Raw genomic sequence first — 26,513 nt, forward strand, 5'->3', positions numbered from 1 at the left:
ACTTGAATGAGACTCTAAGCTAACGACTTTTTAAGTCGCTGCATACCCTCATCAATACTAACAATCGCGCTGTAGCCTAAATCAGCCTTAGCAGCACCGATATCAAAATAATGACTGGTTGAAAGTTGTCTTGCGACAAAGCGGGTCATTATAGGCTCTTCTGTCTTCCCCAATAAGCGATATATAGATTCAAGCAGTACGCCCACCCCATAAGCAACCGAAGTTGGTACTCGCTTACTCACTGCTGGTAGGTCTTTGCAATCGAGTATTTTATTTAACATGGCTGCCATAGTAATGGGTTCATCATTACTCAAGTAATAGGCTTTACCCGCACACTGAGCTTGTACGCCCACAAAACTAGCCTGACACAAGCGCTCCGCCGCTAAAACATGCGCAAAGGCAGCATTGCCGACATAGATGGTATCGACGAGTTTATCTTGCTTGCCCACAAGCTTTAAGCGCCCCGCTTTGGCACGTTCAAGTACTCGAGGTACTAGATGCGGATCACCTGGCCCCCAAATAAGGTGCGGCCTTAATGAAACCGTCTGCAATTTATCACCAGCTATCGTGACATCGCCGTTGGCATTTATCATCATCTTTTCGGCAACGGCTTTAGATTCACCGTAAAAATTGAGGTACTTATCAGCATAGGGGGCAGACTCATCACAGCCATTTTCATCAATGCCTGCAAAGGTCACACTTGGGGTACTAGTATAGATAAGCTTACTGATATTCGATTTTTTACAAGCGTTAATGATGTACTGGGCCCCATCAACATTGGGTGAGTAATAGCTTTGTTTACTGCCCCAAACTCCGGCTTTAGAGGCAACATGAAATACAATGTCACAACTATGCATCGCAGCCATTGCAGCCGACTCATCAGCTAGGTCGCCCTTGACCATCGTCACTCCCATCGCAGAGAGCTGCGGATAATCACCACGGGCAAAGCCTGTCACTTTAATGCCGACAGCCAACAAACGCTCACAAATGGCTTTACCTAAAAAGCCACCCGCGCCAGTCACAAATGCATGGGATGCGTACTGTTTTAAATTTGTGAGTGCTACTTGCTCGGCTTGAGCAAAATCACCTAGCACGGGAGTATTTGCGTTATAGTCAGACACAATCAACTATTCCTTGATCTGTTTCTGGGCCCAAACGGCCAGTTTCTCTCTGAATATTTTGGCGTTATGGCGAATATCAACTGGAAATTCAGCATGGATAAGGAAACGTTCTATCCCTTGAGTGTAGCTATGTTGCTCAGCCAGTTGTCTAAGCTCAGCATAAAGTACCGCTGAGTTTGCACATGCCAAAGACTGATTGAGTTCAATACAAACTAACGGTGTGACTTTACCAGCAACAGTAACCCCCACTAGCGCACTGCGTTTAATATCAGGGTGTGTATTAAAAATACGCTCAGTTGGGATAGAGTAGTAACGCAGTCTGTTGTCACCAGCGGTTGTTGCATCAACTCGGTGTGCCTTACGGCCACACATCCATAACAATCCATTGTCGTCTAGATAGCCTAGATCGCCCATACGGTGACGAACATCATCGCCATCGATGATTTTGGCGGCCTGAGTGGCACTGTCTCGTTGATAATATGCACGGCTCACCATTGGGCCCTTTACGACTATTTCACCAATTTGATTAGCCGCAAGTTTAAGCCCCTCTTGCCAATCGTCAATCGGGTTTTCATCGATATCTATAATCGAAATATCGACCCCATTAATGGCATTGCCGACACAGATCCCACCACCATTGTCAGTAACATCCGTAGTCTTAAATAGCGCCTTGCTGCCGATTTTACTTAACGGTAGCGATTCGGTCGCGCCATAAGAGTTAAGCACTTCAACGTCGCTATTGAGCATCTGACTAAAGCGTTTAATTGATGAAATAGTTGCTGGCGCCCCCGCAGAGATTACCCGTTTAATACTGCTCAATTTGTGTTGAGTTTCGCAGCCTGCTTGCCCTAAGCGCTCTATCAATGCAGGATTGACAAACATGTTACTGCATTGATACTTATCAATTGCAGCAAAGATAAAATTGGGATTGGCTGTTATCGGCTTACTGGCATCCATATCAGGGACGATAGAGGCCATACCAAGGGCTGGGCCAAATAGAGAAAACAGTGGAAAGGTAGCTAAATCACGCTCACCCGGTTTAATGGTGTAATCATGTTTAAGTGCGCTAATTTGCGCCTCAAACATTTTATGAGAGTAGACAACCCCTTTAGGGGTACCAGTGCTGCCACTGGTAAACAATATTGCGGCCATTGCATCTTCTGCGAGCCATTGCATTTCAAACGGTTTATCTTCAGCAACTTGGCTGACAATATGCTCAAGTCGAACTGCGCCGGTTAGTGCGCTAGCAAGCGCACCACCACCACCAACAGTGATTAAGTGTTTAACGCTACCTTTTGCCCAGCCAAATAAACGCCTAGCAACATGGGCTTTAGGGATACCAATAAAAACATCTGGTTTTGCTTCAATAAAACACTGTTTGAGGTTTTTTACCCCCATGCCAGGATCAACCAAGATCGGGATGATACCCGCTTTAAATAACGCAAAAGTTAAACAGAAAAAGTCGACACTCGGTGTAACCATCAACACCGCTTTCATATCGGGCTTTAGCCCAAACTGAATAAGCGCTGCCGCTATACGGTCACTTTGGGTATTAAGCGTTTGAAAGTCCATCTCTTCATAGCTTAAATCCGTAACTGACTGGCCATTTGAGTGCTGCACGGCAACCGCAAGAAAGTCGGGAATATTGTTAGCAGCATTAACCAGGTGACGACAAAGGTTAGCCCCTACCTGATGGCTCTCAAGCGATTTGTTCATCGATTTTTAAGCCACCGAGTCTTGGACAGCTTCAATGCTATTTTCATCAATAAAGGTTTTGACATGCGCAATCACTTCATCAGATGCATCTTCTAAAATGTAATGACCACAGTCTGCAAATTCATGCACCTTTGCATGAGGCATCCTCTGTTTCCACTCATCGAGAAAATGCTTATCAAATACAAAGTCTTGTAGACCCCAACAGATAACGGTTGGCACCTTGGCAAACTTATCTAAACTTGCAGCAATATCGGACACCATCTCGTAGTTACGATCGCCCGGCTTTAAGGGGATGTCCTGCACGAAGCGTAAAGTTGAAATACGATTCGCCCACGAATTGAAAGGCGCAACATAGGCCTCGCGAATATCTTTATGCATAGGCTTACGCTTAACGCCGACATAGGATGCAGCTGATGAGAAAGCGTTAAAACCACGCACTAAGCAAGTTCCGAGTAAAGTATTACGGCAAATTGATAGCGCCCATGGAAAAGGCTTAGATTCTGGCAGGTGGAACGCGCCAGTGTTTAAAATCACTAAACGCTTGATGCGTTCAGGATAACGAGCTGCATAGCCCATACCAATCATGCCACCCCAGTCGTGAACTACTAGCGTGATATTGTTTTTAACCTCAAGATGCTCAAGCAGCGCTTCAAGATCGTCAATACGACTCTTAAGAGTATAATCATAGCCACTATCATCTGGCTTATCAGATAATCCACAACCAATGTGGTCAGGGACGATACATTGATGCTTATCGCTCAACGCGCTAATGAGGTTTCGGTAGTAGAACGACCAACTTGGGTTACCGTGAACCATGACGACTGGATCACCAGAGCCTTCATTCACATATTGAAGTTTATTGCCGTTTCTATCTAAATAATTACGTTTAAATGGGTGCAGAGTGTCTAACATGACGCTTCCTATAATTCTTTACTGAGCTTTTCTATGTAGGGCTTGCTAGCAGTGTTTAACTGCTAGTGTGTTTATTTACCACTTTAGCCCTAACATCATGCAATTTAAGCCACTGCCTATACCTAAGAAACTCACTTGGTCGCCACTTTTCAAGAAGCCTTGATCGTGTGCCATCGCAGCGGTAACAGGTAAAGAGACCGTGCCCATATTGCCCAGTAGTTTATAGGTAGGAAACTCTTTCTCTTCTGGAATATTGAGCGCTTCAAGTACATTGCGACGATTCGATGAGCCCACTTGATGACAAATCACCTTATCGACTTGCTCTACCAACCAGTCGCGCTGATCTAAGAAGTGCGTCCAGGTATGACGTGCAAGTTCGACACCTTCTTTAAGCAGTGCTACGCCATTGGTACGCATAAATTCGCGGTATAGTTGTGGTCCAGCTTCTTCAAGACCCCACTGACATAAATCGTAATGCTGCGGTGCAGACAAATGACTTGCACCTAACAACTGATGTTGACGAGCGCCTTTTAAACCCAAGCTACCATCGGTCAGTAAAACGGCGACAGCGCCTGAACCACCAGTTAGTGTGGCCAGCGACTGAGCAAAATTCTGCATGGTTGGCTCAGCCAACATTTTGTCGATAGTGATATCAACAATATGACGCGCAGATTCACATGAGACCACGAGCCCCGCTTTGATCTGCCCCAGCTCGATACGGTTAGCAATGTCAAGAATACCCGACAGCACACCTAGACAAGCATTACTGATATCGTAAATGGCTGTGTCTTTGGAAACGCCCAGTTCAGCGGCTATACGACATGCGGTTGCGGGTTCATGTTGATCACGACAAACGCCGGTGTACACCACAGCACCTAAATCGCTGATCTGAACATCAGTTTCATTAATTGCCTTATGCGCTGCCGCCAAAGCTCCATCAGACAGTCGATGCCCTTTTGGCCACCAGCGTCTTTCATGGATCCCTGTCAATGTAGCAAGTTGCCCCATCGGAATACGAAACTTTTTGTATAACGGCGCTAAACGAGATTCAAGCTCTGAAGTCGAAACCACTTCAGGCGCTAATTCGTAGGCCATGCTATTGATAAAAACGCGGGAATATTTCATGAAACTTAATTTAATCGCTCACTGCATTGGCTAAATATCAACCAACATAGATAATTATTTATTATTAACCAGCCATTTGAGCAAGAAAAAGCCGATGATTCAATAAAAAACCTCATATCAGAGACCTTTTAATACGCTATATCATCGGCTTTTCTATAAAAATGGCACTACTTTCACACCTAATTCAATCACAGCAGACTTAATTACAACTTAATAAACAAATTGTTACGCACTTATTAAATTACAAATCTACCGTTTTTCTATTTAAATGCACTAATTAGCGCATTTCGTGGGCTAACACTGTTTGCACAAAATTCACTCAACTCAACTCGGTAGCCACTCTCTTCAAGATAGCAAACGCGGTCAAGTAACAACCACTTTTCGAGTACCGCTCTGAACAGGTGTGCCACTATATCTATTCGCCGAGTTAGTCGCTGTCGCTCATATCCCAACGCTTGGTAATGTGCCCAATCTATCGGCTCATTTAACACCACTTGCTTGCTCGTTGCTGCCCATCGACAAAAAGCCTCAAAAGAGCCGTTCAGCTGACTCAGCTTTATCGCTGGGACAGGCAGGTATTCATCAACGTGGCGCATTTCTCGCTGTAATGAATCAAAAGCTAATCGCCACGCAATTTCTTGTAAGCGGTATTGCTTGTGTTTCTCGCTCGCTATCGTGCTTTGCTGCAGTGGCAGCTGCAGATCGGCACGGCTCAATAAAAGCTCACTTTCTTTAGCGGCGTTAGACAGTGGCTGATAAGACTTAGCCTTAATAAGATGGTAGCAACATGGTGATATCACCAACTGCTTAGTCCCAGCTTGTTTAGCATGTTTAAGCAAAGTGACATGCAGGTCGCCACACGCATGTAACGCCACTGCAAGTTGTTCTTTTTTAAGCTGCTGTTGTTGCGCATCAAACGCATCAGCGCAAATAAAGTGCTGTGGCAGCTGCCATTTATCGGCGAACTGCTGGCCGGCATCACATAAATTCTGCTGCCATTCTAAACTGGTCACACTGCGCTGATTTAACTTAGCAATCAAGCGACCTAGATGACCTTTACCTGCGCACCATTCAAGCACAGGTAGATTACTTTCGGGTATCTTCGCCGAAAATGCGGCTATCTGCTGCCATTTTCGGCCTTTAATATGTGCACTGAAATGAGCCATATCATCAAAATCAAGCAAGGGTTCTATGGCGGTAGCTGTTGTAAGCGAGCTCGGCAACAGTAAATTTAAGTCCCAATCGTTACCTTTCGCCAATAAATCCTTACGTAATGATGGCAACAGCAACTCACTAAGACGTGACTGACAAGCATCAATTTCATCGAGTTCAATGTCAGCTAACTGCCACACCGTTTCAGCAAGAGCGGGAAATGTCTCCGCCCAAGGTAACTGTTTACACTCAAAACTGCGATTCTGCCACAGTGGGCGACTGGCACAGAGTAAGCGATCAAGTTGCTTCAATTGAGCGACAAAGGTGGATGTATGGCTATTTTTTTGCGGCATATTCAATAACGGTTAATTCAACGCTGAAAAGTGTAATACAGACAACTTCAATATTCACCACTTCAATACTTGCTGGCAAATAGAAGTAGCAAAGAGGATAAAAGGAGACACTGTCAGTGTCTCCTTACGATTATTGCCGCTAGTTTATCACAGCTAGGTGTTAGATTTTATAGCCTGCTTCTCACTGCTTCTAATTTGCATGCGCTTACCCAACCACACTCCGAGTCCTAGTGGTGCAAAAAATACCACCAGCAAGAACAGGACAAAATAGAGGATTAAGCTTTTTAACGTTTTGGTGAGCTCTTCAAATACCACTTTAACGGTTTGCTCCGAGATTGCTTCTAAATCAACAGCCGCCGCAGCCCTTTCTCTGGCAACCATGGCTTCTAAAGCAACACGCTCATTTCTAACCATCAATTCTAATGCTTGTCGCTCAACAGAGAGTTGGCTGAGTTTATCGTCAGTGGTCTCACTTAGCTGCTCAAGCAATGGTGCAAGCTCTCGGCGTAGATCGACTGCCAGCGCTTGCATCATTTCAGGGCTTTGAGCCATCAACTGCTGAAACTTAGCCGAAGTATTACTGATACTCATCAAGGTTGCTTGTACCTCTTCTGCGTTGATATTGGAGTGCAGGGCATACAACTCCGCTTTCCAACCAAGTATTTTTGGCATCTGCTCGGCGATCATTGCCATTCTGTCAGAGATATCACTCATCACCTCAGGCACAGTGCCAAACGTGGTTACCGCATCAAACTCATTGATCTCATTATATTCAAGCCAGTCGGTGAAGGCCGATTGACGAGTAAACGACATATCTTTAATCGGATACTTGGCCACATACTGCTTTACGAATGCTTGATTCTTTTTAAAATTGCTGGCACCAAAGTTTTTAATTGTTCGTTCAAACTGATCTCTCAAACTATTACTGACATCAATCGCAGCTTGTTGCTGCTCACCAAATACATTTTTGCCTGCCCCCGCTTCAAAGAACTGCGCCATCTGTTCGGTGAATACCCATGTATCAACCATCGCAGCGGTCGGTGATGCTTGAAAGATGGTATGTTGCAAGTTTTGCTCAGCATTAATTTTCCACATTAAAGTGTTAGATTTGATTGGGATACTATCGCTATTTCGCTCTATCATGTCAGCCGCACTTTCCACTTGGCTGTAAAACACCGTACTAAAATCCCGGCTAAACACGCGCATGTTTAGCTGATCTTTTGGCAATGGCTCAATACCGCTCTCAAGCTTTATCTCTAACAACGAACAGCCAGCCACTAACACGCCAACAACACTGACAAAGCAAAAGCGATACATCGCTCTCATAAAGCCTCCAAAACACTGCAACATACTGAATCTTATATCTAAAGTTTAATTTCCGCGGATTCTAGCACTGGTTAAGATTAAGCACTAGTTGTAAAGTTAAGCGTCCATACATTTTGCGTAAGCACGCTACGGCTAATTAGAGCCTGGGTAACCATTCCCTTTTAAAGCATAGATACAAGCACATTGCTTGTAACTCAATTCTAGCTAACTTACACTTCGACGCAAATTCGAACAGGTGCACAATAAAATGCAATCACCCTGCGTAGCTCGTTGTGGGCTAAATGAAGATGATTACTGTATGGGCTGCTACCGCCACATTGACGAAATAGTCGGTTGGGGGAGCGCCAGTGAGGACCAAAAAGCTCAAATTTGGACTAAGCTCGAGCAGCGCAAAGCTGACATGATCGATGGTGAAAATAGCGCCATTTTAAGTAGAGCAAAGTGGTTAGAAGCAGAAGCTAGAATAGCCGACGCTGACAACAGCTCCACATAAAACAAAAAAGCCGCAGTATGCGGCTTTTTCTATAATGTATGACTCTTCAATAAAGTCGATTATTTCTTAAGCATACTTTTCAAATCAGCGAATGGATTATAGGTTGCCGCATCCACCTTGGCTTCTGTCGTTGCACCATACTGAATCAACTCTTCAAACTTTGAATGTTCGTTGTCATGGCAGTACAAACATAACAATTCCCAGTTCGAGCCGTCCGATGGGTTGTTATCATGGTTATGATCACGATGATGCACTGTCAATTCTCGCAAGTTCGCATTATTAAACTCGCGAGTACAGCGACCACAAACCCAAGGATAAAGCTTAAGCGCTTGCTCTCGGTAACCCGTTTCACGTTTAGCCTTATACTCTCGAGCTTCGGCCAGTACTTTATCTAACTTACTTTGTCCTGGTGCAGGCATTCACTTTATCTCATCTTGAATTAACACTTATGGGCTGAATTCTAACACTGAAAGTCATCTATACCCAAGCTTCTGCAAATGCGCTTGTCAGCTGACATCGCTGTAATACCAATTGCATTAAGTATTTGGCCAGTTCGGAACCCCTCAGTCTTTTCAATTCAAAGCGCATCGGTAAAGAAATGGTTATTCCCTTTTAAGCCAATGCAAAGCAAAAGTGGAAAGACTGAGGGGCTCACGTAGTGCGGCTGAGGTTAAACAAATTGGCAAACGCTGTATGCTTCGCTATGGGATTTGGATATACGACTAAATGGTCTATTTTGTTCCATACAAAATAAGACATTCCGACCCTCCTTGGCGGTCAGATTTAGGAGGTACGAGACCAAGGATGGTCGAAGGTAGAATAATGCAGGAGCAATTATCGAGAGCGAAGCAGGATGCCAGAGCCGAGAATAACTATTAGCTCAAATCCCGCTACTTGCCTACAGCGTTTTGAATTCCCGCTGAATGGTCAAACTTTTAATATAATTGGTATAAATAGTAGATGCTTCAAATCTACTGCTTATCTTTCATGGTACAAACATTCCTCGACACAGTTGTATCGAGGAATGATATGAATAAAAGCAACCTTACTTTATCTCTTCGCCCAAATATTCAGAGCTAGAAAGATGCAGATAGTGTAGGTACTTTTCGTATTGAGTCACAACGTCTGCTAACACCTGTTCCTGAGTAAAGCCCATTACATCGTAGTGTTGCCCACCGTGTTCTAAGAACACTTCGACACGGTAATACTCCGATCCACCCTCAGCAACTTCAGCAACCTCACTTTCAATCGGGTTGGTAATACTAAATGCACGGATCCGCAGGCCATAAACAAAATCGTTGTGTTCTTCATTAGCAATGATGAATCGAATTCTGTTTTCAAAATTCAATAACTCCGCCGAGACGCCTTTGCTATTAAAGGCTTCACAGGCTTTATTCAGCGCAGGTTTAGCGACGTTATCTAAAAAGCCGAGCGCTTCATCTTCACTCGGGTGCGACACAAGAACGTCAATATGATCTTCCCAACTGACATTGGTTTTAGTGAACTGCACACTGGTGTTATGTGACTGTACACTGCTGATTTTCAGCCAATCATCTTGCAGTGCCTTAAAAAGTCCAAAGCACATTAGTAACATGACAATCAAGAACGGTAAGGCACTAGCCACAGCAGCTGTTTGCAACGCTTGTAAGCCACCAGCAAGTAACAGCACTGATGCGACGACACCTTGAAGCAACGCCCAAAAAATACGTTGCCAAACAGGCGCATTATGATCACCACCGGAGGTTAAGTTATCAATAACCAATGAGCCAGAATCTGATGAAGTTACAAAAAAGGTCACTACTAGGCATAACGCTATGGTCGATAAAAGCGTTGAGAACGGCATATGTTCAAAGAACACAAACAACGCCACCGATACATCAGATGACACCGCATCGGCAAGATAAGTCGCCCCCTGATTCATAATGGCGTCGATTGCCGTATTCCCGAACACCGTCATCCACAAGAAAGTAAATGCCGAAGGCACAAATAACACACCGATTAAGAATTCACGGATTGTACGGCCACGTGAAACTCTGGCGATAAAAGTACCAACAAATGGTGACCATGAGATCCACCAGCCCCAATAAAGCAAAGTCCAGCCACCGATCCAATCGTTCTTCTGCTCGTAGGCGTAAAGATTGAATGTCTTACCAACAATATCGCTTAGGTAACCACCAGTGTTCTGCACAAACGACTGCAGCAGTTCAACTGTTGGGCCTAATAGCATGATAACAATTAACAGCAGCACCGCCAGGCCTAAGTTAAGCTCACTTAAGCGTTTAACCCCTTTGTCTAGTCCAGAAAATACCGACAAGGTCGCGATAATCGAGATCCCCACAATCAAGCCAACTTGCACGTATGCATTGACCGGCACACCTAACAAATAGTTAAGGCCAGAGTTAACCTGCAAAACACCAAAGCCAAGAGAAGTCGCAACACCGAACATGGTGCCTAATACCGCAAAGGTGTCGACAGCATGACCAATTGGGCCATAAATACGCTCACCAATTAATGGATAAAGCGCACTGCGTGGTAGCAGTGGCAACTTGTGACGATAAGAAAAATACGCCAAGCTTAATGCAACGACCGCGTAAATAGCCCAAGCGTGTATGCCCCAATGGAAGAAAGTAATCTTCATCGCATCTTTAGCCGCTTGAATGGTCTCAGGTGTCGCATCAGGGGGCGCAAGGTAATGCATCACAGGTTCAGCAACACCAAAGAACATCAAGCCAATACCCATTCCCGCAGAAAACAGCATCGCAATCCAGCTTTTATAGCTGTAATCGGGTTCAGAATGGTCTGGACCGAGTTTAATGTCACCAAAACGCGACACCATAACGAAAATAACAAACAGCAGAAAAATCGCTACGCCTAAGATGTAAAGCCAGCCAGCTTTCAACTCAAACCAGGATTTAGTAATAGAGAACACTTCTTGGGCTTGTGTTGGCCAAATTGCACCAAACAGCACCATAACAGTAATAAGAAAAACAGAAGAGAAAAAAACAGGTGGATTAATACTCGATTTAATCAACATACAGTTACCGCAGTTAATGAAGTACACGCCTCTATCTAGCTCGGCGCATACGTGGCCTGCCAGAGGTAAGAAGCTTATAGATTAATATAAGAATACACTGGCGGGATTATCATTTTGTGGTTAAGCCCGTGAGTTGTACTCACCAAAGTAATGCTTATGAAACCAATTGCCTGAAACTGTGTGAGTTTAGGTATTGGGTAACTTATACCAATTGTATTAAGTATTTGACCAGTTCAGAGCCCCTCTGACTTTTAAATTCAAAACGCATTGGTAAAGAAATGGTGATTCCCTTTTAAACCAATGCAAAGCAGAAGTGGTAAGCCTGTGGGCCTCACGTAGTGCGGCTGAGGTTAAACAAATTGGCAATACGCTTTAGACTTCGCTATGGGATTTGGATATAGGAAAACTATTAGCTCAAATCCCACTACTTGCCTACAGCATTTTGAATTCCCGCTGAATGGTCAAACTTTTATACAATTGGTATTACATATTCCAAATTGCATTGAATAGCTCAACCCCCGACCTGCCAAGGCGGCCTGATCCAGCTATTTAATAGAATTTGTCTTTGATGACTAACGGTCACAAAATTCATCAACGATAATATATTATTTCCTGAGTTGAAGTTTTCGTCCAGATCTCAAATACAAAAAAAACAGCAAAATGCTGTTTTTCCGAATAAAAAACCAGCAGCAACAATCAATCTGTGGCGCCGGTCTCATATTTTAGTCATTCGTGTCAGATGCTATCTAGTCTGCAAAACGCCAAGGTTAAAAATTGAGGTCTTTTTCCATCTCTTCATAAGAGATATGGCGTACATCTTTACCTTTAACGTAATAGATGATGTATTCGCAAATGTTCTGACAACGATCGCCGACACGCTCAACAGCGCGGGCAGCCCAAAGTACGTCTAGCACTTCAGGGATAGAGCGCGGATCGGCCATCATATAAGTCATCAATTGACGAATAATACCTTCATACTCTTGATCAAGCTTAATGTCCTCTTTATGCAGTTCAAGCGCGACATCTGCGTCCATGCGGGCAAGTGCATCAAGTGTTGAGTGCAGTGTCCGAGTCGCATGACGCCCCATGTTCTCAATACTCACCAACAGTGGTTGTTGATTCTTAGAGCGCTTATCCATTGCCGCTTTGGCTATCTTCACACAGGCATCGCCAATACGCTCTAAGTCGGTAATGGTTTTAGAGATAGCCAGCACCAAACGCAAATCACTGGCTGCGGGTTGACGCTTAGCAATAATGCGGGTGCACTCTTCATCAATGGCCACTTCCATACCATTAACTTTGTGGTCACCCTCAATCACTTTTTGCGCCAATTCAGAATCCAGTGCCGCTAACGCATCAAGGGACTGCTCAAGTTGACGCTCAACCAAGCCGCCCATGGTTAATACCCGATTGCGTATATCATCTAATTCAGCATTAAACTGACCAGAGATATGTTTATTTAAATTCATGTTTTCCATTGCAATAAACCCTATCAGTTCAATTTATCCGTAACGACCCGTGATGTAATCTTCGGTCTTTTTCTTACGCGGCGTAGTAAAAATAGTGTTGGTGTCGGCATATTCAACCAACTCGCCCATGTACATAAAGGCGGTTTGATCCGATACACGTGCAGCCTGCTGCATGTTATGGGTCACGATAACCACGGTGTACTTAGATTTAAGTTCAGTGATCAACTCTTCAATGGTTAATGTAGAGATAGGATCAAGTGCAGATGTCGGTTCATCGAGCAGTAACACTTCAGGTTCAATCGCAATCGCTCGCGCGATAACCAAACGCTGCTGCTGACCACCAGATAAACCAAATGCATTGTCATGTAGTCGGTCTTTCACTTCATCCCAAATGGCTGCGCCACGCAGTGAACGCTCAGCAGCATCATCTAAATCACGACGATTATTAACCCCTTGTAGGCGAAGTCCGTAAACCACATTCTCATAAATCGATTTAGGAAATGGGTTTGGGCGCTGGAATACCATACCTACGTTACGACGCAATGCCGCCACATCAACTTTTTTGTCGTAGATATTCTGACCATGCAGCAAAATTTCACCACTGGTATGACAGTTATCAACTAAGTCATTCATGCGGTTAATACAGCGCAGTAGCGTTGATTTACCACAACCACTTGGGCCAATAAAGGCGGTGACCTTTTTCTTAGGAATATGCATAGACACATCAAACAGCGCCTGTTTATCACCATATTTAAGGTTTAAGTCACGGATCTCTAATGCCGTATCTTCTTTGCTTAAGTTTTCTAGGTCTAGCATGTCAGTCTTCATTACCGATTGATCTATTGAAATCATGTTGTTTCCTATCACTAAGGATAATCGTCAATTAATGCTCAAGCGAACGATATTTTTCGCGTAAGTGGTTTCGTACACCAATGGCGGTTAAATTTAACGCCACGATCACCGAGACCAAAAGGAAGGAAGTAGCGTATACCAAAGGACGCGCAGCTTCTACGTTAGGGCTTTGGAAACCAACATCATAGATGTGGAAACCTAAGTGCATGAACTTTCGCTCTAAATGCACAAATGGGAAATTCATATCTATAGGCAGGGTTGGCGCCAGCTTTACCACGCCAACCAGCATCAAAGGAGCCACCTCACCCGCCGCTCGCGCTACCGCTAAAATTAACCCAGTCATAATGGCAGGGCTTGCCATTGGAATAATAATTCGCCATAGGGTTTCAGCTTTCGTCGCCCCCAGTGCCAAACTACCTTGACGTACCGAACTAGGAATACGGCTCAAGCCCTCTTCAGTCGATACTATCACCACTGGCAAGGTCAAAATTGCCAGTGTTAACGCCGACCAGATAACACCTGGCGAGCCAAAGGTTGGCGCAGGTAGTGCTTCAGGGTAAAACAGTTGGTCAATCGAGCCACCAAACATATAAACAAAGAAACCTAAACCAAATACACCGTAAACGATAGAAGGTACACCCGCTAAGTTAATCACCGCGATACGGATCATCTTAGTGACAGGCCCCTTCTTAGCATATTCATGCAGATAAATTGCAGCGATAACGCCAAATGGCGTCACGATTACCGCCATCAACATCACCATAAATACGGTGCCAAAAATAGCGGGGAACACCCCACCTTCAGTATTGGCTTCACGTGGATCATCGCTGACAAACTTGCCAATACCGATGAACCAGTGGCCGACTTTACCCAAAATGCCGAGGCGGTTTGCGTAGGTGACATCTAAAATCGTATCGAGCTTAAGCACAACCTCTTCACCGCGCATGTCTCGAATAATAACCGAGTCACGACCTGCTTCGGTTTTAAGAGCAAAGAACTCCTTTTCAACAATCTGATACTGCGCGTTAAGCTTTGCCCTTTGGGTTTCAATGTCAGCTTTACGGCTCTCAGTCAGCGCGTTATTTAGCTCATATTTACGTGACTTTAGCCGCAGGTTTTCAAGTTCATAGTTTATGGTGCCAATATCGCCTTTTTGAATTGCTAGCGCTCGATCATTTAACGCCACAGCGCGCTCAATATGTTCGGCAAAAGCCGTTTCAATATTCTCAGGTGTTAAGCGTTTGCCATCCTCGATGATCCCAACTGGGTAACCATAAAAGTCGCCATTTTTACTACGCTCAATCACCGCGATATCATTAGGCTTAGAGCGCGAAATAATATCGGTCTCCATTACCCAGCGAAAATCTAAACTCACAAACTCACGGTTACCCGTTTTAATCAAATAACGTGTAACAGTATCACCCACATCAGCATCAAAGGTATGGCCGGCTGAAAGCAAGCGCTCCACCGGTACCTCTTCTCTATCGTAAATTTCACCGATAATGGTAGAGCGCACATTATTTTGATCTTCTATCTCCCACTGATAAATATCAGCAGGCCAGAAATAACTTAAACCACGCCATGCAATAAGCAACAACAACCCAAGTACTGCGATTAAACACACGCTGACAGCGCCACTGGTCATCCAAATCCACGGAGAGCCAGACTTAAACCACTTACCCATTTGCTAAACCTCTTACGGCGACAAGCGACTTCTTATTGATTAAAAACATATTCAGTATCATCTCAACATCCATATAAATAAGCGGTTACAGTGAGCTATAGCGTTCACGTAGACGTTGTCTCACCACTTCAGCAATCGTGTTGAAGAAGAAGGTAAAGATAAACAGTACAAATGCTGCAAGGAACAGTACTCGGTAATGGGAGCTACCTATTGCAGACTCAGGCATTTCAACTGCGATGTTAGCAGCTAGCGTTCTCATCCCTTCGAAAACACTCCACTCCATAATCGCAGTGTTACCTGTGGCCATCAGCACAATCATGGTCTCGCCAACCGCACGGCCGAGCCCCATCATGACTGCCGAGAAAATACCTGGGCTTGCGGTAAGTAAAACGACTCTTGTGAGTGTTTGCCATGTCGTTGCCCCCAATGCCAAGCTACCGTTTGATAGATGACGAGGTACAGAGAACACCGCATCTTCTGCGATTGAGAAAATAGTCGGAATCACCGCAAAGCCCATCGCAATGCCCACAACTAGAGCGTTACGTTGGTCAAAGGTGATACCGAGCTCATTAGTAATGAACATACGGGTATCGCCACCAAAGAATGCCGATTCCAGACTTGGGCTGATTGCGAACGAGAACCAACCGATAAACAGGATCACTGGAATAAGCATGATCTCTTGATAAGTATCAGGCAGACGCTGCTTCCACTTTGCAGGTAATTTATGCCAAGCATATGCACTGGACAATACTGAAGCAGGCAGCAACACCAGCAGGGTCAATATTCCAGGTAAGTTATCTTCAATCAGCGGCGCTAGCCAAAGACCCGCTAAGAAGCCAAGAATTACGGTTGGCAGTGCTTCCATAATTTCAATGGTCGGTTTGACAATGGCGCGCACTTTAGGCGACATGAAATATGCGCTGTAAACGGCCCCAGCAATCGCTAGCGGCGTAGCAAATAACATGGCGTATAACGCCGCTTTCATGGTACCAAATGCTAATGGCATCAAGCTTAATTTAGCCTCAAAGTCATCCGAACCCGATGTCGACTGCCACACATATTTAGGCTCAGGGTAACCTTCGTACCACACCTTGCTCCACATCGCACTCCACGACACTTCAGGATGTGTGTTGGATACACTAAACAAGTTTAGCTTGCCATCGGCTTCGACAACCAGTGCATTCGAGCGTGGGCTAAAGCCGACTGTGCCAGGGTTTTTAAGGTCAAACTTTTCAGAGAACAGTTCACGCTGACTGGTGGTGTAAAGCAGGCTTAGGTTGCCGTCATCGGTGATAGTGACAAAGCTTTTACGATAAAACTCTGAGGCAACACTCTTTATGCCTGCATGATTATCGAAATCACGGATCTCTTGATATTGACGTCCCTGATCACCATTTACTTGGAAATATTGCTGCACTAGGCCGCTATCGTAACTGACCAACAATGAGCTTGCTCCCGCCAATAAACTCACGTTAGTGACTTTGGCTTTAGCACGCCCCAGTTCTAGTACTTGTCTAAGACTGACAGCTTCTGCATCACGAATATCATAAACAAACAGCTTGTCACCTGAGCTCAATATTAACTGACGTTGATCTGGCGTCATTAATTGTTGTTGCACATTCACTGGAGCATCCGGGATGGTACCTGAATATGAAACCCACTCGACCTCTTCGGTCATCATGTTCTCTTCACCCTCTTGGCGAGAGATGCGCCACACTCGGTCATCATCTTGATAAACAAAGCTCATTTTATCGCTGCTGTAATCAAATGCTAAATGGTTCAATGCATGCCCATCTGCATCAACCGTCAATGGCGCGCTACCATTATAAAAACGAAGCTTAGGGGTAATAAGGCGTTTGTTATCTGGGTATGTGACCCCAAATTCAACCCCTGCAATAATCACTTGCCCATTACTTAAGCCAAGTGCAAAACGCTGCTCACTCGGCATTGCCGCAGAACTACTTACCACATGAGAGCCTGCAGGCGTATTTATCTGTTCCGTTCTAACTAGCTGCGATGTTTGTGTATCAAAAAAATCCACTTTACCCAGTTGTGATACACGGTACATGATCTCATTTTGTTCATCGCTGCCAACCATTAATGCTGGTTTGCTATCGTGATAGTCAGCGCTAGCAACAGGGGCCACTTCAGCGCTATCGAATATCGGCTTAACCACATAAAGTAGGTAAAAGAAGATCAGTAGCAAGGCCACAAATACCATAGTACCACCTACGGTGACACCAACTTGGGCTGCTTTGTCCATGATTGCTCTGCGCGAAGTACCATTGTTTATCAATAGGTTTTTTGCAGCAGATCCAGGCTGAGATACCTGAGTTTCCATTAAGAACCTCGATTATTAAAAAGCCAGCAAAATAAACTGGGCTTGTATCAACGACTATGCTAACTGTAGTGTTACCAAATAAGCACTACAGTGACGTATTCTAATGTGGTGCATTATATGACGCAAAAATGACACTAGTGTTACAGCGGTTAACTTATTAATTAATGGAGCTATATCAGTATGTTAAGGTATCTAGTTACGCTACAAGCAACAGATAGAGAGGGCTTAGTAGAACAAATAGCCCATGCCGTTAGCCATCATGGCGGTAATTGGTTAGATTCTGAGCTACGTCATATCGATGGTATTTTTGCTGCCATCTTATTACTTGAGGTACCTTCTGCTCATTGGGATGAGCTCATTGAAACCTTGGAAAGTTTGGAAGGTGTGGCGTTAACCTTTGCAAAAACAAAAAAAGTGGCCGATAAAGTTACCCACCTAAGTTACTCTTTAGTCGCTTACGACAGACCAGGCCTTGTGCATGAGATCTCAAATAAAATCAGTGCGCTTGGCATTAATATCGAGCACATGAGTACCCGCTACGAGAGCGCCAGTCACACGGGTATTGCGCTGTTTAGAGCAGAATTTAATGTCGGTCTTAAAGATGCAAGCCATGAAGATAAGTTAACCGAAGCCTTGCATGCTATTGGTGATGATGTGGTATTAGATAACCTTACCGTATAACTGAGCTCTTGAGCACATTAAAAGTCTGACAGACAAATGCCTACTAAAACGTAGGCATTTTTGAAAGACAAAACCGGCAAATGGATGCAAAACCGGTTGCGCCAGTAAAGCCTGCAACTTAGAGTAAAATAACTGGTAACAATGGGTTTATGACATAAAGGCCAAATATTTTTTGTTATTGACTTTGCGCGCACTCTACAACTAAGTCTTTACAGACCTTCAGCACAGCCTTTAATGGAGTCACTTCATTATCAGAGGTGATTCCAGAAGTAACGACCAGTTGAGAAAGTTCAGAGTTTATTTCGGTCACTTTGATACTGCCTTCGTTTTCATTTTGACGCAGGTCCACTAGCATTAGATCTTCATCTTTACTGATAAGCACGATACTGGGATTATTTTCTACTGCTTTAAGCACCGCAGCATAGACATTCTTTGATGGCGCCTTTATATCAACTGTCGCCACTTCATGACTTTGACTTTTATAGTACATAACGCTACCAACGGTAGCGACAGCGACGCATCCAGAAACCAAATATGCCACTAACAGGATCATTATCAATTTTTTCATGTACCTTCCCTCTCGGTATGACATGTAAATTTATTAAAGCATATGACATAAACACCTAAAATACTGACTTATTATTTCGCTTTTACAATTTCAGCATCGGCTGTTAGGCATATAAGGTGCGTACAGGAGAAAACCGCTGCATGTTTAGATCTAAAATATCTTTGCGCTGACTAGCTTGCAGCAACCACTGATTACTAATTGTTATTTAGCTACGCTAGCCAATAGGCTATGCTCATTCTCATCGAAAAATTTGAGGCAAGAAGCTAATTCAACTCAGCGTTGAAATAGTTGATGCATACGTTTTTAGCATCGATGTTAACAGCAACATCTTCACTTTTTCTTAGTAAAGATGGAGTGCCTAATTACCGATCTTTTCAATGCTAAAGCTAGCGAGTGTCGTGCTTAAACCAGAAGGTTTCATCGTTTTACTTTGCATAAAAGCCTTTAGCAATCGATAAAACCATTCCAAATGGCAGTGGACAATCTGTTAGACTGTTCGAAAACCTAATAAGAAAAAATTGTCATGCTTGGAACACTCAGAAAAATGCGCAGTCACCTCGATGAAAATCAACAGGTGCAATATCAGTTACCCGTCGGCGATGAGCTACTCGACTTAAACCCGCTTATTGGCTCAGAACTTACTTTAACCCATACAGGTAAAATACTCTGTTGTAACTGCGGTAAAAAGACCAAGAAGAGCTACTCGCAAGGCCATTGTTACGTGTGCATGCAAAAGCTAGCGAGTTGCGACATGTGCATAATGAAACCCGAAACTTGCCACTATGCAGCGGGAACATGCCGTGAACCATCTTGGGGTGAAGCCAACTGCTTTGTGCCGCATTACGTTTACCTCTCTAATACCTCTGGAGTTAAAGTAGGTATTACTCGCCACACCCAACTACCAACAAGGTGGATAGATCAAGGCGCTACTCAAGGTCTACCGATCTTTAAAGTTGAGACTCGTTTTATTTCAGGCTTAGTCGAAACCGCGTTAGCGGAAATGATTGCCGATAAAACCAATTGGCGAACGATGTTAAAAGGCAATGCGGAGGATTTAGATCTCAAGCAGCAAGCACAAACTCTGATCCCACAAATAACGACTCGTTTAGCAGAAATTACCGCCGAACATGGCGAGTTTGCGGTTACTAAACTAGATGAACCAATCCAGCAAATCCACTTTCCAGTCAGTGAATTTCCAACCAAAATAGCTTCCCATAATTTCGATAAAAACCCAGAAGTATCGGGAATACTAAAAGGGATTAAAGGCCAATACTTAATCTTTGATACTGGCGTCATTAATATCCGTAAGTTTGGCTCATACGAAGTCAGTGTCGCTTACTAAATATAAAATGTTTCACATATGAAAACGCCCTGATGTTATACCAATCAGTATAAAGACTTGATCGCTCAGTGAGAGTTTAGCGTGCCAAAAACGCTCTGAGTAGATCAACTTCTTATACTGATTGGTATTACAGCGCGTTTGCTTATATAACACTAGGGATAGGTTTTAGCATAGTCGATAGTAATTGCTCAAATCGCTGTTCTCGGTCTACAGGTTTTTTATCCAACTCGGTAAAGCCTTGTGCTAATACGCGCCAAATCGGTTGTGGATTATGAGGAGAGAACAATGCAACCAGTACCGAGCCTTTTTCGTATTTATCATCCACACCTTGAGTCGATAAACCCGCCACTAAACCCGCGCGCTTTAATATCTCTTTATCACTCATCTCCGACTCCAACGCTAAGCCAAACCCAACCAGAATAGTAGGTGTTTCATGTGCAGTTGCCTGTCGGTAGCCTTTGGCTAGCATAGCTTTTGAAATGGCACTTTTCATATGTGCAACCACCACTTGCTTATTCACTTCATCACTTGCATGAACAGCAAACATTGTTGGATGCCAATCGAACACTTTAGTGGAACGATTAATAACAGACAGATCGCCAGAGGTAACCATTGTAGTTCGAATAACCTGCAACTCTTCTGTAGGTTGAGAGCTACAGGCCGTGAGTGCTAACAACCCGAACAAAAATACAACGATATAGTGTTTAATCATTATGTTTAAATTCCATCTCTTCATGTGCGTCACAGGTTAACATCTGAAACATTAACCTAACCTGACCCAATAACAATTGCACCCATTATCTTTGTTAGAGCCAGCTGCTAGCAGAGTTAGAAATGATATATAAGTTATCATAACGGCACAGATAGATAAGTCTCCAAAGCCTCTACTTATCTCAGGGCGGGAGAAATCAGAGAATAAAAAGCCGACTCACTAGAGCCGGCTGTTATACTGAACATGTACTAGTTAATACTTAGTTCTTTACACTGACAACCAAGCTGGCACCAGTGCTAGATGGTGCACCTTCAGCACTAATATAGTACCAACCTGAACTTGGGTTGCTAATCGTTAATGTTTCACTATTCCCATTATTTTCAGATTTCACTTGGTAAGATGAAGCACTTGCCCATGTACGACCATCCCCATATAAGTTGACGTCGCCAGTACCATTGCCACTCTTTACCGTCACTTCTGTAGCATCATTAGGTATATAGAAATAGTAACTTGAGTTGCCGTCAGCAATACAGATAGCATCATCTGCATTTAATCCGCCGTAACTGTATGGATCTTCTGTTGCGCAAGCATCTTCAATAACAGGATCCGGTGTGACAGGGTCTCCCCCACCATTTGTCGGTTGAGTCTCACTAACACTAATACTCACACCTTGATACTCAGAAACTGTGACTAAGCTGATATATACCCAACCTCTGTTTGCTATAACGCTGATAAGTTCTTCGTTGCCCTCGTTATCTGACTTAGCAGTATAATTCGATGCGTCAGCCCAAGTATTTTGGTTAAAGTACAGGTTTACGTCACCGCTCCCGCCAGAGGTCGAGATATATAGTGGCGTATTATCCGCATCGACATAGGTGTAATAAGAGTTACGTGCGGTACCTGAAACACATTCAACACGGTCAGCAATAAGGTTACCACTTGTAATCGTGGCTGCGCCGCAATCTTCAACGGGTGGAGTTGTACCAGTATCTGCATTATCCCCAATCCCATCACCATCAGAATCTGCCCACTCGGTAGGATCGGTGGGGAAGACATCACTGTTATCACCTACGCCATCACCATCGGTATCTGTAGTCTCATTTGGATCGTTAGGGAAATCATCTTCACTATCAATCACGCCATCACCGTCTGTATCAACAGGTGGCGGGGTTATATTACTCAATGGTTCATCGTTACTGGTAACTGAGGCTAACCAGGAGTTCCATTCACTATTATAGTTTTGACCGATAGTATCGTCGATATAAGCTAACCAGCCACTCGCATCGCCTCCTCGGGCTAGAACAAGTAGCGCGTCCACATCACTTCTATGATTTTCAAAAAGGAAACGTACCGCTAAATAACCCCATTTATAAACGCGATCTGAGCCACTATCATACGTGTTAGACAAAATATCACTCAAGCTGAAAGCTTGTGTACGTGCAAATTCAACCGCCTCATCATAGCGATTCTGGTGAGAGATATACTCAGCTAAACCTTCTGACCACCACACCGATTTACCGGTATCGATATCAAAGTAGTTAAAGGCGCCATATTGATTGAAACGACCGTCTAAGTAGTGCACATACTCATGACGTAGGTTCCAAACCAGGATATCTTCAGTCCAGGTTGCTTCATGGGCGATAAATCTTGCCTGATTTCCCTCTTGAGAAGGTGTTCCTTCCAAGTACATTCCACCATTATCAGTGTTAATCCCAAAAATAATACCAGCATACTGATCATAATCATCGTAACTGTCGAAGATGTTAACTTCTAAATTAGTGTTAAGATCATCAGCAACAGGCTGGCTACCAGTATTTAAAATTTCATGGAATAGGATCTCCTCCTCGCCCATCAAATCACAAGAAGCCTGTAATTCATCGCTCGACAGCTGTTGAGCACGAATATTTATCGTGTCGCTACAGTTATAGTTAATCGACAATATCTTTGCTTCAAGTTCTGCTTCCCAGCCACAGATCCCAAATTGCTCACACTCACCGGGATTATAGTAGTCCAAGTATCCAGCAGCATCAGCCCATTGTGCAGACATTCGCTCGAAGCTATTCATATACTGAACTGTTCCCGCGTTAAGTGTTGTTTTAAGACTCGCTGGTAGATTCCAGTACTCTTGGTACTCATAGAAACGTGCAAACTCATGGAATGAATCTGTTGACTCAAATGCATAAGCTGAGTTGTAGATATACTCAGATGTTGCAACTTTAAGAAGCGCTTCTATTAAGGCGCCATGACCCATACTCGCTTTAGTATATTCTGCATCCCAGCTACCGTAGTAGAGTGTTGTGAGCGCTTTAGTCAGTGCATAACGATGCTTACTGTTCGCTAAATGTTCTGGGCTAAAAGTGTTTAAATAGTTGGTTATTACAGGAACACTTTCTAAATAAGCGCTAGCACTGTCCCAAGCGATGAAAAATTCAGCAAGCGTATCGCCTTGCATATCGCTGGTATCACTAATGAGTGGATTCTTTGAATACTCAACAAGAAGATCTCGAAGTGCATTGGCTGCATTTTTATTCGCGTAAGTTAGGTCATCATTATAGTATTCGATATAAAATGCGCCGCGTAAAAAATAGATGATATTGAGCATTTCATCACCATTACGACTATCGTAAGTCGCAGCCATCGTCTTGGCTTGGTTGGCGACATAAACTACGTTATCACTCTGATAGGCCGCTACCGATATGGCATCATTTTTCGAGTACAATTCAGAAATACAAGCAAATTCAGCTTGTCTCACAAAGTCATACAAGTCTTGACCGGTTAAATTTTCAAATTGACTGTAACCGTTACAGGGATCTGCTTCAACCTCTGCAGCAAGCCCTACACTCCCCATTGGTCCATCTGCTTTTTTAGTCATTTTCTCGTTAGACAGGTGACCCTGTCGTTTTTGAGCAGCCTTTATCTGCTGCCCAGGCATATTTGCCCCTTTTTCGAATCGATTCTTTGACGTCTGCCCTTTCTCAGGCTTAGCGGCCTCTTTTGCTGTAGGAGTGACCTCTTTTTCAGCCTGTACAGCGCCTGAATAAAGAACAGAAGAACAAGCAAGTGCTAAAACATGAACCTTAAATTTGTTGTTTAATAATATTCGCTTAGGGGTGAATCCAGCAGATAATGTTGACATATTGACTCCAATTGTTCGCGATCCCCACTTAAAGCACCAATTTCAGCGTGATGCTCTAAGGGTTACATATAGATATGCTGCCGCGCCTTGTTATTTATTTGTAAAATCCCCGTTAACCGCAAGTTAAGCGGCTGGTAATTTATAATTTATGCAATATCCACAATCAAGTATAAAAATTAAGCTAATCAAGTTTTGCGAAAGAAATAGAAAACAACATTTGAATGGGCATTCAAATGTCAATTTAATGACTAGTTATGCTTACCAGAAATCAAGGGGCTGCGTTTCAAATGGAGTCAAAAGCGTCATTTTTCCATGACTAACTATGCAGAAATTAGAAGTGTTCAATGTGTTTATAATAAAAAGTTCTTATTTAGCACTTTCTATCTTTTCGGTAAAACTCAGAGTAAAAGTTTGTACCAGCCCCCACTAAAAGAGTTAAAATATGCATCCTGCATATTGCTGACTATTGGATTATGGAACTCATTTTTACTATCGCGCTATTCGCGTTTTCATCAGGGATCACACCTGGTCCAAATAACATTATGTTAATGTCATCGGGGGTAAATTTTGGCATCAAGCGTAGCTTGCCGCACCTTCTTGGGATCTGCTTTGGTTTTCCTGGAATGGTATTGGCAATAGGTTTAGGCCTCAGCACAGTATTCCAACTGTACCCTGTTCTGCACACCATCATTAAATATGTCGGAATCGCTTACCTGCTCTACCTAGCTTGGTTGATTGCTAACAGCAGCAATAAGCTAAAAGGTAAGAGCACCCCAGAACCACTGACCTTTATGCAAGCTGCTGCTTTTCAATGGGTCAATCCCAAGGCTTGGGTTATGGCTATTGGTGCAATTGCCACCTTTACGACTATGCAACAGACATTAACCCCGCAGGTAGTCACTATTGCGAGTGTGTTTTTCTGTGTCGCACTGCCAAGTGCCTTTATCTGGCTTGGCTTTGGTGTAGCTTTAAAACGACTATTAAAGAATCAAAAACAGCAGAAAATATTTAACGTCACCATGGCGCTCTTGCTTGTATTATCAATCATCCCTATGATCGCGCCATAACTAATACAGGCTGTATGCAATGACCAATAATATCGATCTAGAGCTGCAAGAACATGCAACCCAAACTGAAAACTGGGTTAAGCAAGTGATTATGAAATACAACATTTGCCCCTTTGCTCGCCGTGAAGTCGAGCGCGCTAGCATTCGCTACGCGGTCATTGATGAGGCTAAGTTACAGTTAGTATTAGAGGCATTAATTCAGGAGTGTATTTATCTGGACGAACATCCAGAGGTAGAAACCACCCTGTTTATATTGCCCAGAGGCTTTGAGGGCTTCTATCCCTATTTAGATCTAGTTGATATCGCTAATGATCTGTTATTTGAGCAGGGGTACGAAGGTCAATATCAACTAGCCAGCTTTCATCCTGACTACTGCTTTGATGGAGAACCACAAGACAGTGCAGCAAACTATACTAATCGTTCGCCTTTGCCGACTTTGCATATTATCCGAGAAGCCAGTATGGAGCTCGCCTTAGCCAATTACGACGACCCAGAAACAATCCCAGAGCGTAATATTGCCTTTGCTGAGCGTAAAGGTAGTGACTTTTTTGTTGAGCTTTTGGCCCAATGTAAGAAACCACAATAACAAATGCCTTTAGCGCACTAGAACAGAGGAATAACAACAGATGGCAACTAAGTATTATGTAGTGTGGGCTGGACGCGAAACAGGCATTTTTACCAGCTGGGACTACACCAAAAAACAAGTCGATAAATTCCCACAGGCGAAATATAAGTCGTTCAAGACCAAGGCCGAAGCAGAGTCTGCTTTTAAACGCGTACCAAGCTACGGCGGCGCGGCGCAAAGAAAATCATCGACGACCGCCAAAAGCCCAGCGACTAAGATTGAAAAAGCCAGTAAAACAATGGATTTAAGCCAGTTTGAACTATCAATCTTTACCGATGGTGGCTGTGAGCCTAATCCAGGAAAAGCAGGTTCCGGCGTTGCCGTTTATCGCAGCGGCAAACTTAGTGAGCTTTGGTATGGCTTGTATAACGCTAACGGCACCAATAACTCAGCAGAATTAAATGCACTACACCAGGCGATATTATTAGCCGATAAAGGCATTAAATTGGGGCAAACGGTACAAATTTTAAGTGACTCGCAATACTCAATTAACTGTATTACCAATTGGGCTTATGGTTGGAAAGCCAAAGGCTGGAAGCGACAAAAGCCGGGTGATATTAAAAACCTCGATATCATTCAGCAATCTCATGAGCTGTATGACAGCATTAAAGATAAGCTATCAATCAAACATGTGCCGGCGCACGTGGGTATCGAAGGCAATGAACTTGCCGACCGAATGTCTATCTACGCTATCGATAAAAAGGACAGCCAGTTTTGCCGCTATCCAGACCCCATTGAGCTCTCCACCATCCTTAGTCTGCGCGCTGGTTAACCGCCAAAACCTGCGGTCAGTTTAAAAACCAA

General features: G+C 43.7%; 21 protein-coding genes. 6 read left to right on the forward strand and 15 right to left on the reverse strand.

The annotated features are described in order from the left end of the window. Window positions 1-14 precede the first annotated feature (14 nt). The 6 genes from oleD to SWP_RS14970 all read right to left on the reverse strand — a co-directional run bounded on the left by oleD (window position 15) and on the right by SWP_RS14970 (window position 7,705). Window positions 15-1,121 (reverse strand): 2-alkyl-3-oxoalkanoate reductase, encoded by a 1,107-nt coding sequence (gene oleD, locus SWP_RS14945; protein WP_020913385.1) that lies wholly within the window; start codon window positions 1,119-1,121, stop codon window positions 15-17. Between the two features lie 6 nt (window positions 1,122-1,127). Then, complete coding sequence (gene oleC, locus SWP_RS14950) at window positions 1,128-2,837, reverse strand: olefin beta-lactone synthetase (RefSeq protein ID WP_020913386.1); 1,710 nt, start codon at window positions 2,835-2,837, stop codon at window positions 1,128-1,130. Between the two features lie 6 nt (window positions 2,838-2,843). Continuing rightward, window positions 2,844-3,749, reverse strand: coding sequence for an alpha/beta fold hydrolase (locus SWP_RS14955; protein WP_020913387.1), 906 nt, complete (start codon window positions 3,747-3,749; stop codon window positions 2,844-2,846). 75 nt (window positions 3,750-3,824) lie between these two features. Next, the gene (locus tag SWP_RS14960) at window positions 3,825-4,874 is read right to left on the reverse strand and encodes a 3-oxoacyl-ACP synthase III (RefSeq protein WP_020913388.1); all 1,050 of its coding nucleotides are present in this window, start codon (window positions 4,872-4,874) and stop codon (window positions 3,825-3,827) included. Between the two features lie 260 nt (window positions 4,875-5,134). Continuing rightward, window positions 5,135-6,379, reverse strand: coding sequence for a methyltransferase (locus SWP_RS14965; protein WP_044555970.1), 1,245 nt, complete (start codon window positions 6,377-6,379; stop codon window positions 5,135-5,137). Window positions 6,380-6,532: 153 nt separating this feature from the next. Next, window positions 6,533-7,705: a hypothetical protein gene (locus tag SWP_RS14970; protein ID WP_020913391.1), complete on the reverse strand. Its 1,173-nt coding sequence runs from the start codon at window positions 7,703-7,705 to the stop codon at window positions 6,533-6,535. A 247-nt stretch (window positions 7,706-7,952) separates the two neighbouring features. On the opposite strand from SWP_RS14970, the gene SWP_RS14975 reads away from it, so the two are divergent. Continuing rightward, entirely contained in the window at window positions 7,953-8,198 is a 246-nt protein-coding gene (locus tag SWP_RS14975) for a DUF1289 domain-containing protein (RefSeq protein ID WP_020913392.1), read from the forward strand. Window positions 8,199-8,257: 59 nt separating this feature from the next. Here the strand turns inward: SWP_RS14975 and SWP_RS14980 are convergent, their stop codons facing one another. The 6 genes from SWP_RS14980 to SWP_RS15005 all read right to left on the reverse strand — a co-directional run bounded on the left by SWP_RS14980 (window position 8,258) and on the right by SWP_RS15005 (window position 17,578). Continuing rightward, complete coding sequence (locus SWP_RS14980) at window positions 8,258-8,617, reverse strand: YajD family HNH nuclease (protein ID WP_020913393.1); 360 nt, start codon at window positions 8,615-8,617, stop codon at window positions 8,258-8,260. 626 nt (window positions 8,618-9,243) lie between these two features. Beyond that, window positions 9,244-11,232: a BCCT family transporter gene (locus SWP_RS14985; RefSeq protein WP_020913394.1), complete on the reverse strand. Its 1,989-nt coding sequence runs from the start codon at window positions 11,230-11,232 to the stop codon at window positions 9,244-9,246. 767 nt (window positions 11,233-11,999) lie between these two features. After that, window positions 12,000-12,710: a phosphate signaling complex protein PhoU gene (gene phoU, locus SWP_RS14990; RefSeq protein WP_020913395.1), complete on the reverse strand. Its 711-nt coding sequence runs from the start codon at window positions 12,708-12,710 to the stop codon at window positions 12,000-12,002. A gap of 24 nt (window positions 12,711-12,734) precedes the next feature. Next, window positions 12,735-13,553, reverse strand: coding sequence for a phosphate ABC transporter ATP-binding protein PstB (pstB, locus tag SWP_RS14995; protein WP_020913396.1), 819 nt, complete (start codon window positions 13,551-13,553; stop codon window positions 12,735-12,737). Between the two features lie 31 nt (window positions 13,554-13,584). Continuing rightward, the gene (pstA, locus tag SWP_RS15000) at window positions 13,585-15,237 is read right to left on the reverse strand and encodes a phosphate ABC transporter permease PstA (protein ID WP_020913397.1); all 1,653 of its coding nucleotides are present in this window, start codon (window positions 15,235-15,237) and stop codon (window positions 13,585-13,587) included. 85 nt (window positions 15,238-15,322) lie between these two features. Further along, a complete protein-coding gene (locus SWP_RS15005; protein WP_020913398.1) occupies window positions 15,323-17,578 on the reverse strand; it encodes an ABC transporter permease subunit in 2,256 nt (751 codons plus the stop codon). A gap of 180 nt (window positions 17,579-17,758) precedes the next feature. Here SWP_RS15005 and SWP_RS15010 point away from each other — a divergent pair, with 180 nt between their 5' ends. Beyond that, on the forward strand, window positions 17,759-18,259 hold the full coding sequence (locus tag SWP_RS15010) for a glycine cleavage system transcriptional repressor (RefSeq protein ID WP_020913399.1): 501 nt from the start codon (window positions 17,759-17,761) through the stop codon (window positions 18,257-18,259). Between the two features lie 175 nt (window positions 18,260-18,434). Here the strand turns inward: SWP_RS15010 and SWP_RS15015 are convergent, their stop codons facing one another. Beyond that, window positions 18,435-18,827 (reverse strand): DUF3568 family protein, encoded by a 393-nt coding sequence (locus SWP_RS15015; protein WP_020913400.1) that lies wholly within the window; start codon window positions 18,825-18,827, stop codon window positions 18,435-18,437. Window positions 18,828-19,350: 523 nt separating this feature from the next. Here SWP_RS15015 and SWP_RS15020 point away from each other — a divergent pair. Then, window positions 19,351-20,169 (forward strand): DUF2797 domain-containing protein, encoded by an 819-nt coding sequence (locus tag SWP_RS15020; RefSeq protein ID WP_020913402.1) that lies wholly within the window; start codon window positions 19,351-19,353, stop codon window positions 20,167-20,169. 142 nt (window positions 20,170-20,311) lie between these two features. On the opposite strand, the gene SWP_RS15025 is transcribed toward SWP_RS15020, so the two are convergent. Beyond that, window positions 20,312-20,881: a DUF4136 domain-containing protein gene (locus tag SWP_RS15025; RefSeq protein WP_020913404.1), complete on the reverse strand. Its 570-nt coding sequence runs from the start codon at window positions 20,879-20,881 to the stop codon at window positions 20,312-20,314. A gap of 259 nt (window positions 20,882-21,140) precedes the next feature. Further along, window positions 21,141-24,017, reverse strand: a complete 2,877-nt coding sequence (locus SWP_RS15030) for a M9 family metallopeptidase (RefSeq protein ID WP_044555971.1) — start codon at window positions 24,015-24,017, stop codon at window positions 21,141-21,143. A gap of 473 nt (window positions 24,018-24,490) precedes the next feature. On the opposite strand from SWP_RS15030, the gene SWP_RS15035 reads away from it, so the two are divergent. From SWP_RS15035 to SWP_RS15045, 3 genes are read left to right on the forward strand one after another with little or no spacing between them, the layout of a single operon-like run. Next, window positions 24,491-25,084: a LysE family translocator gene (locus SWP_RS15035; RefSeq protein WP_020913406.1), complete on the forward strand. Its 594-nt coding sequence runs from the start codon at window positions 24,491-24,493 to the stop codon at window positions 25,082-25,084. Between the two features lie 19 nt (window positions 25,085-25,103). Then, window positions 25,104-25,670: a DUF1415 domain-containing protein gene (locus tag SWP_RS15040; RefSeq protein WP_020913407.1), complete on the forward strand. Its 567-nt coding sequence runs from the start codon at window positions 25,104-25,106 to the stop codon at window positions 25,668-25,670. Between the two features lie 40 nt (window positions 25,671-25,710). Next, window positions 25,711-26,481: a ribonuclease H family protein gene (locus SWP_RS15045; RefSeq protein WP_020913408.1), complete on the forward strand. Its 771-nt coding sequence runs from the start codon at window positions 25,711-25,713 to the stop codon at window positions 26,479-26,481. The last annotated feature ends 32 nt before the right edge of the window (window positions 26,482-26,513 follow it).

This window comes from Shewanella piezotolerans WP3 (assembly GCF_000014885.1).
GTDB classification, from domain to species: Bacteria; Pseudomonadota; Gammaproteobacteria; order Enterobacterales; family Shewanellaceae; genus Shewanella; species Shewanella piezotolerans.

Excerpts from the sequence above, each read along its gene's own strand:
- SWP_RS15030 (WP_044555971.1), bottom strand. The coding sequence starts at position 24,017 with ATGTCAACATTATCTGCTGGATTCACCCCTAAGCGAATATTATTAAAC.
- SWP_RS15005 (WP_020913398.1), bottom strand. The coding sequence starts at position 17,578 with ATGGAAACTCAGGTATCTCAGCCTGGATCTGCTGCAAAAAACCTATTG.
- SWP_RS14965 (WP_044555970.1), bottom strand. The coding sequence starts at position 6,379 with ATGCCGCAAAAAAATAGCCATACATCCACCTTTGTCGCTCAATTGAAG.
- SWP_RS15045 (WP_020913408.1), top strand. The coding sequence starts at position 25,711 with ATGGCAACTAAGTATTATGTAGTGTGGGCTGGACGCGAAACAGGCATT.
- oleC (WP_020913386.1), bottom strand. The coding sequence starts at position 2,837 with ATGAACAAATCGCTTGAGAGCCATCAGGTAGGGGCTAACCTTTGTCGT.
- SWP_RS15015 (WP_020913400.1), bottom strand. The coding sequence starts at position 18,827 with ATGAAAAAATTGATAATGATCCTGTTAGTGGCATATTTGGTTTCTGGA.
- SWP_RS15040 (WP_020913407.1), top strand. The coding sequence starts at position 25,104 with ATGACCAATAATATCGATCTAGAGCTGCAAGAACATGCAACCCAAACT.
- SWP_RS14970 (WP_020913391.1), bottom strand. The coding sequence starts at position 7,705 with ATGAGAGCGATGTATCGCTTTTGCTTTGTCAGTGTTGTTGGCGTGTTA.
- SWP_RS15035 (WP_020913406.1), top strand. The coding sequence starts at position 24,491 with ATGGAACTCATTTTTACTATCGCGCTATTCGCGTTTTCATCAGGGATC.
- SWP_RS15010 (WP_020913399.1), top strand. The coding sequence starts at position 17,759 with ATGTTAAGGTATCTAGTTACGCTACAAGCAACAGATAGAGAGGGCTTA.
- SWP_RS14975 (WP_020913392.1), top strand. The coding sequence starts at position 7,953 with ATGCAATCACCCTGCGTAGCTCGTTGTGGGCTAAATGAAGATGATTAC.
- phoU (WP_020913395.1), bottom strand. The coding sequence starts at position 12,710 with ATGGAAAACATGAATTTAAATAAACATATCTCTGGTCAGTTTAATGCT.
- SWP_RS14985 (WP_020913394.1), bottom strand. The coding sequence starts at position 11,232 with ATGTTGATTAAATCGAGTATTAATCCACCTGTTTTTTTCTCTTCTGTT.
- SWP_RS14980 (WP_020913393.1), bottom strand. The coding sequence starts at position 8,617 with ATGCCTGCACCAGGACAAAGTAAGTTAGATAAAGTACTGGCCGAAGCT.
- SWP_RS14960 (WP_020913388.1), bottom strand. The coding sequence starts at position 4,874 with ATGAAATATTCCCGCGTTTTTATCAATAGCATGGCCTACGAATTAGCG.
- SWP_RS14955 (WP_020913387.1), bottom strand. The coding sequence starts at position 3,749 with ATGTTAGACACTCTGCACCCATTTAAACGTAATTATTTAGATAGAAAC.
- pstB (WP_020913396.1), bottom strand. The coding sequence starts at position 13,553 with ATGATTTCAATAGATCAATCGGTAATGAAGACTGACATGCTAGACCTA.
- SWP_RS15025 (WP_020913404.1), bottom strand. The coding sequence starts at position 20,881 with ATGATTAAACACTATATCGTTGTATTTTTGTTCGGGTTGTTAGCACTC.
- SWP_RS15020 (WP_020913402.1), top strand. The coding sequence starts at position 19,351 with ATGCTTGGAACACTCAGAAAAATGCGCAGTCACCTCGATGAAAATCAA.
- pstA (WP_020913397.1), bottom strand. The coding sequence starts at position 15,237 with ATGGGTAAGTGGTTTAAGTCTGGCTCTCCGTGGATTTGGATGACCAGT.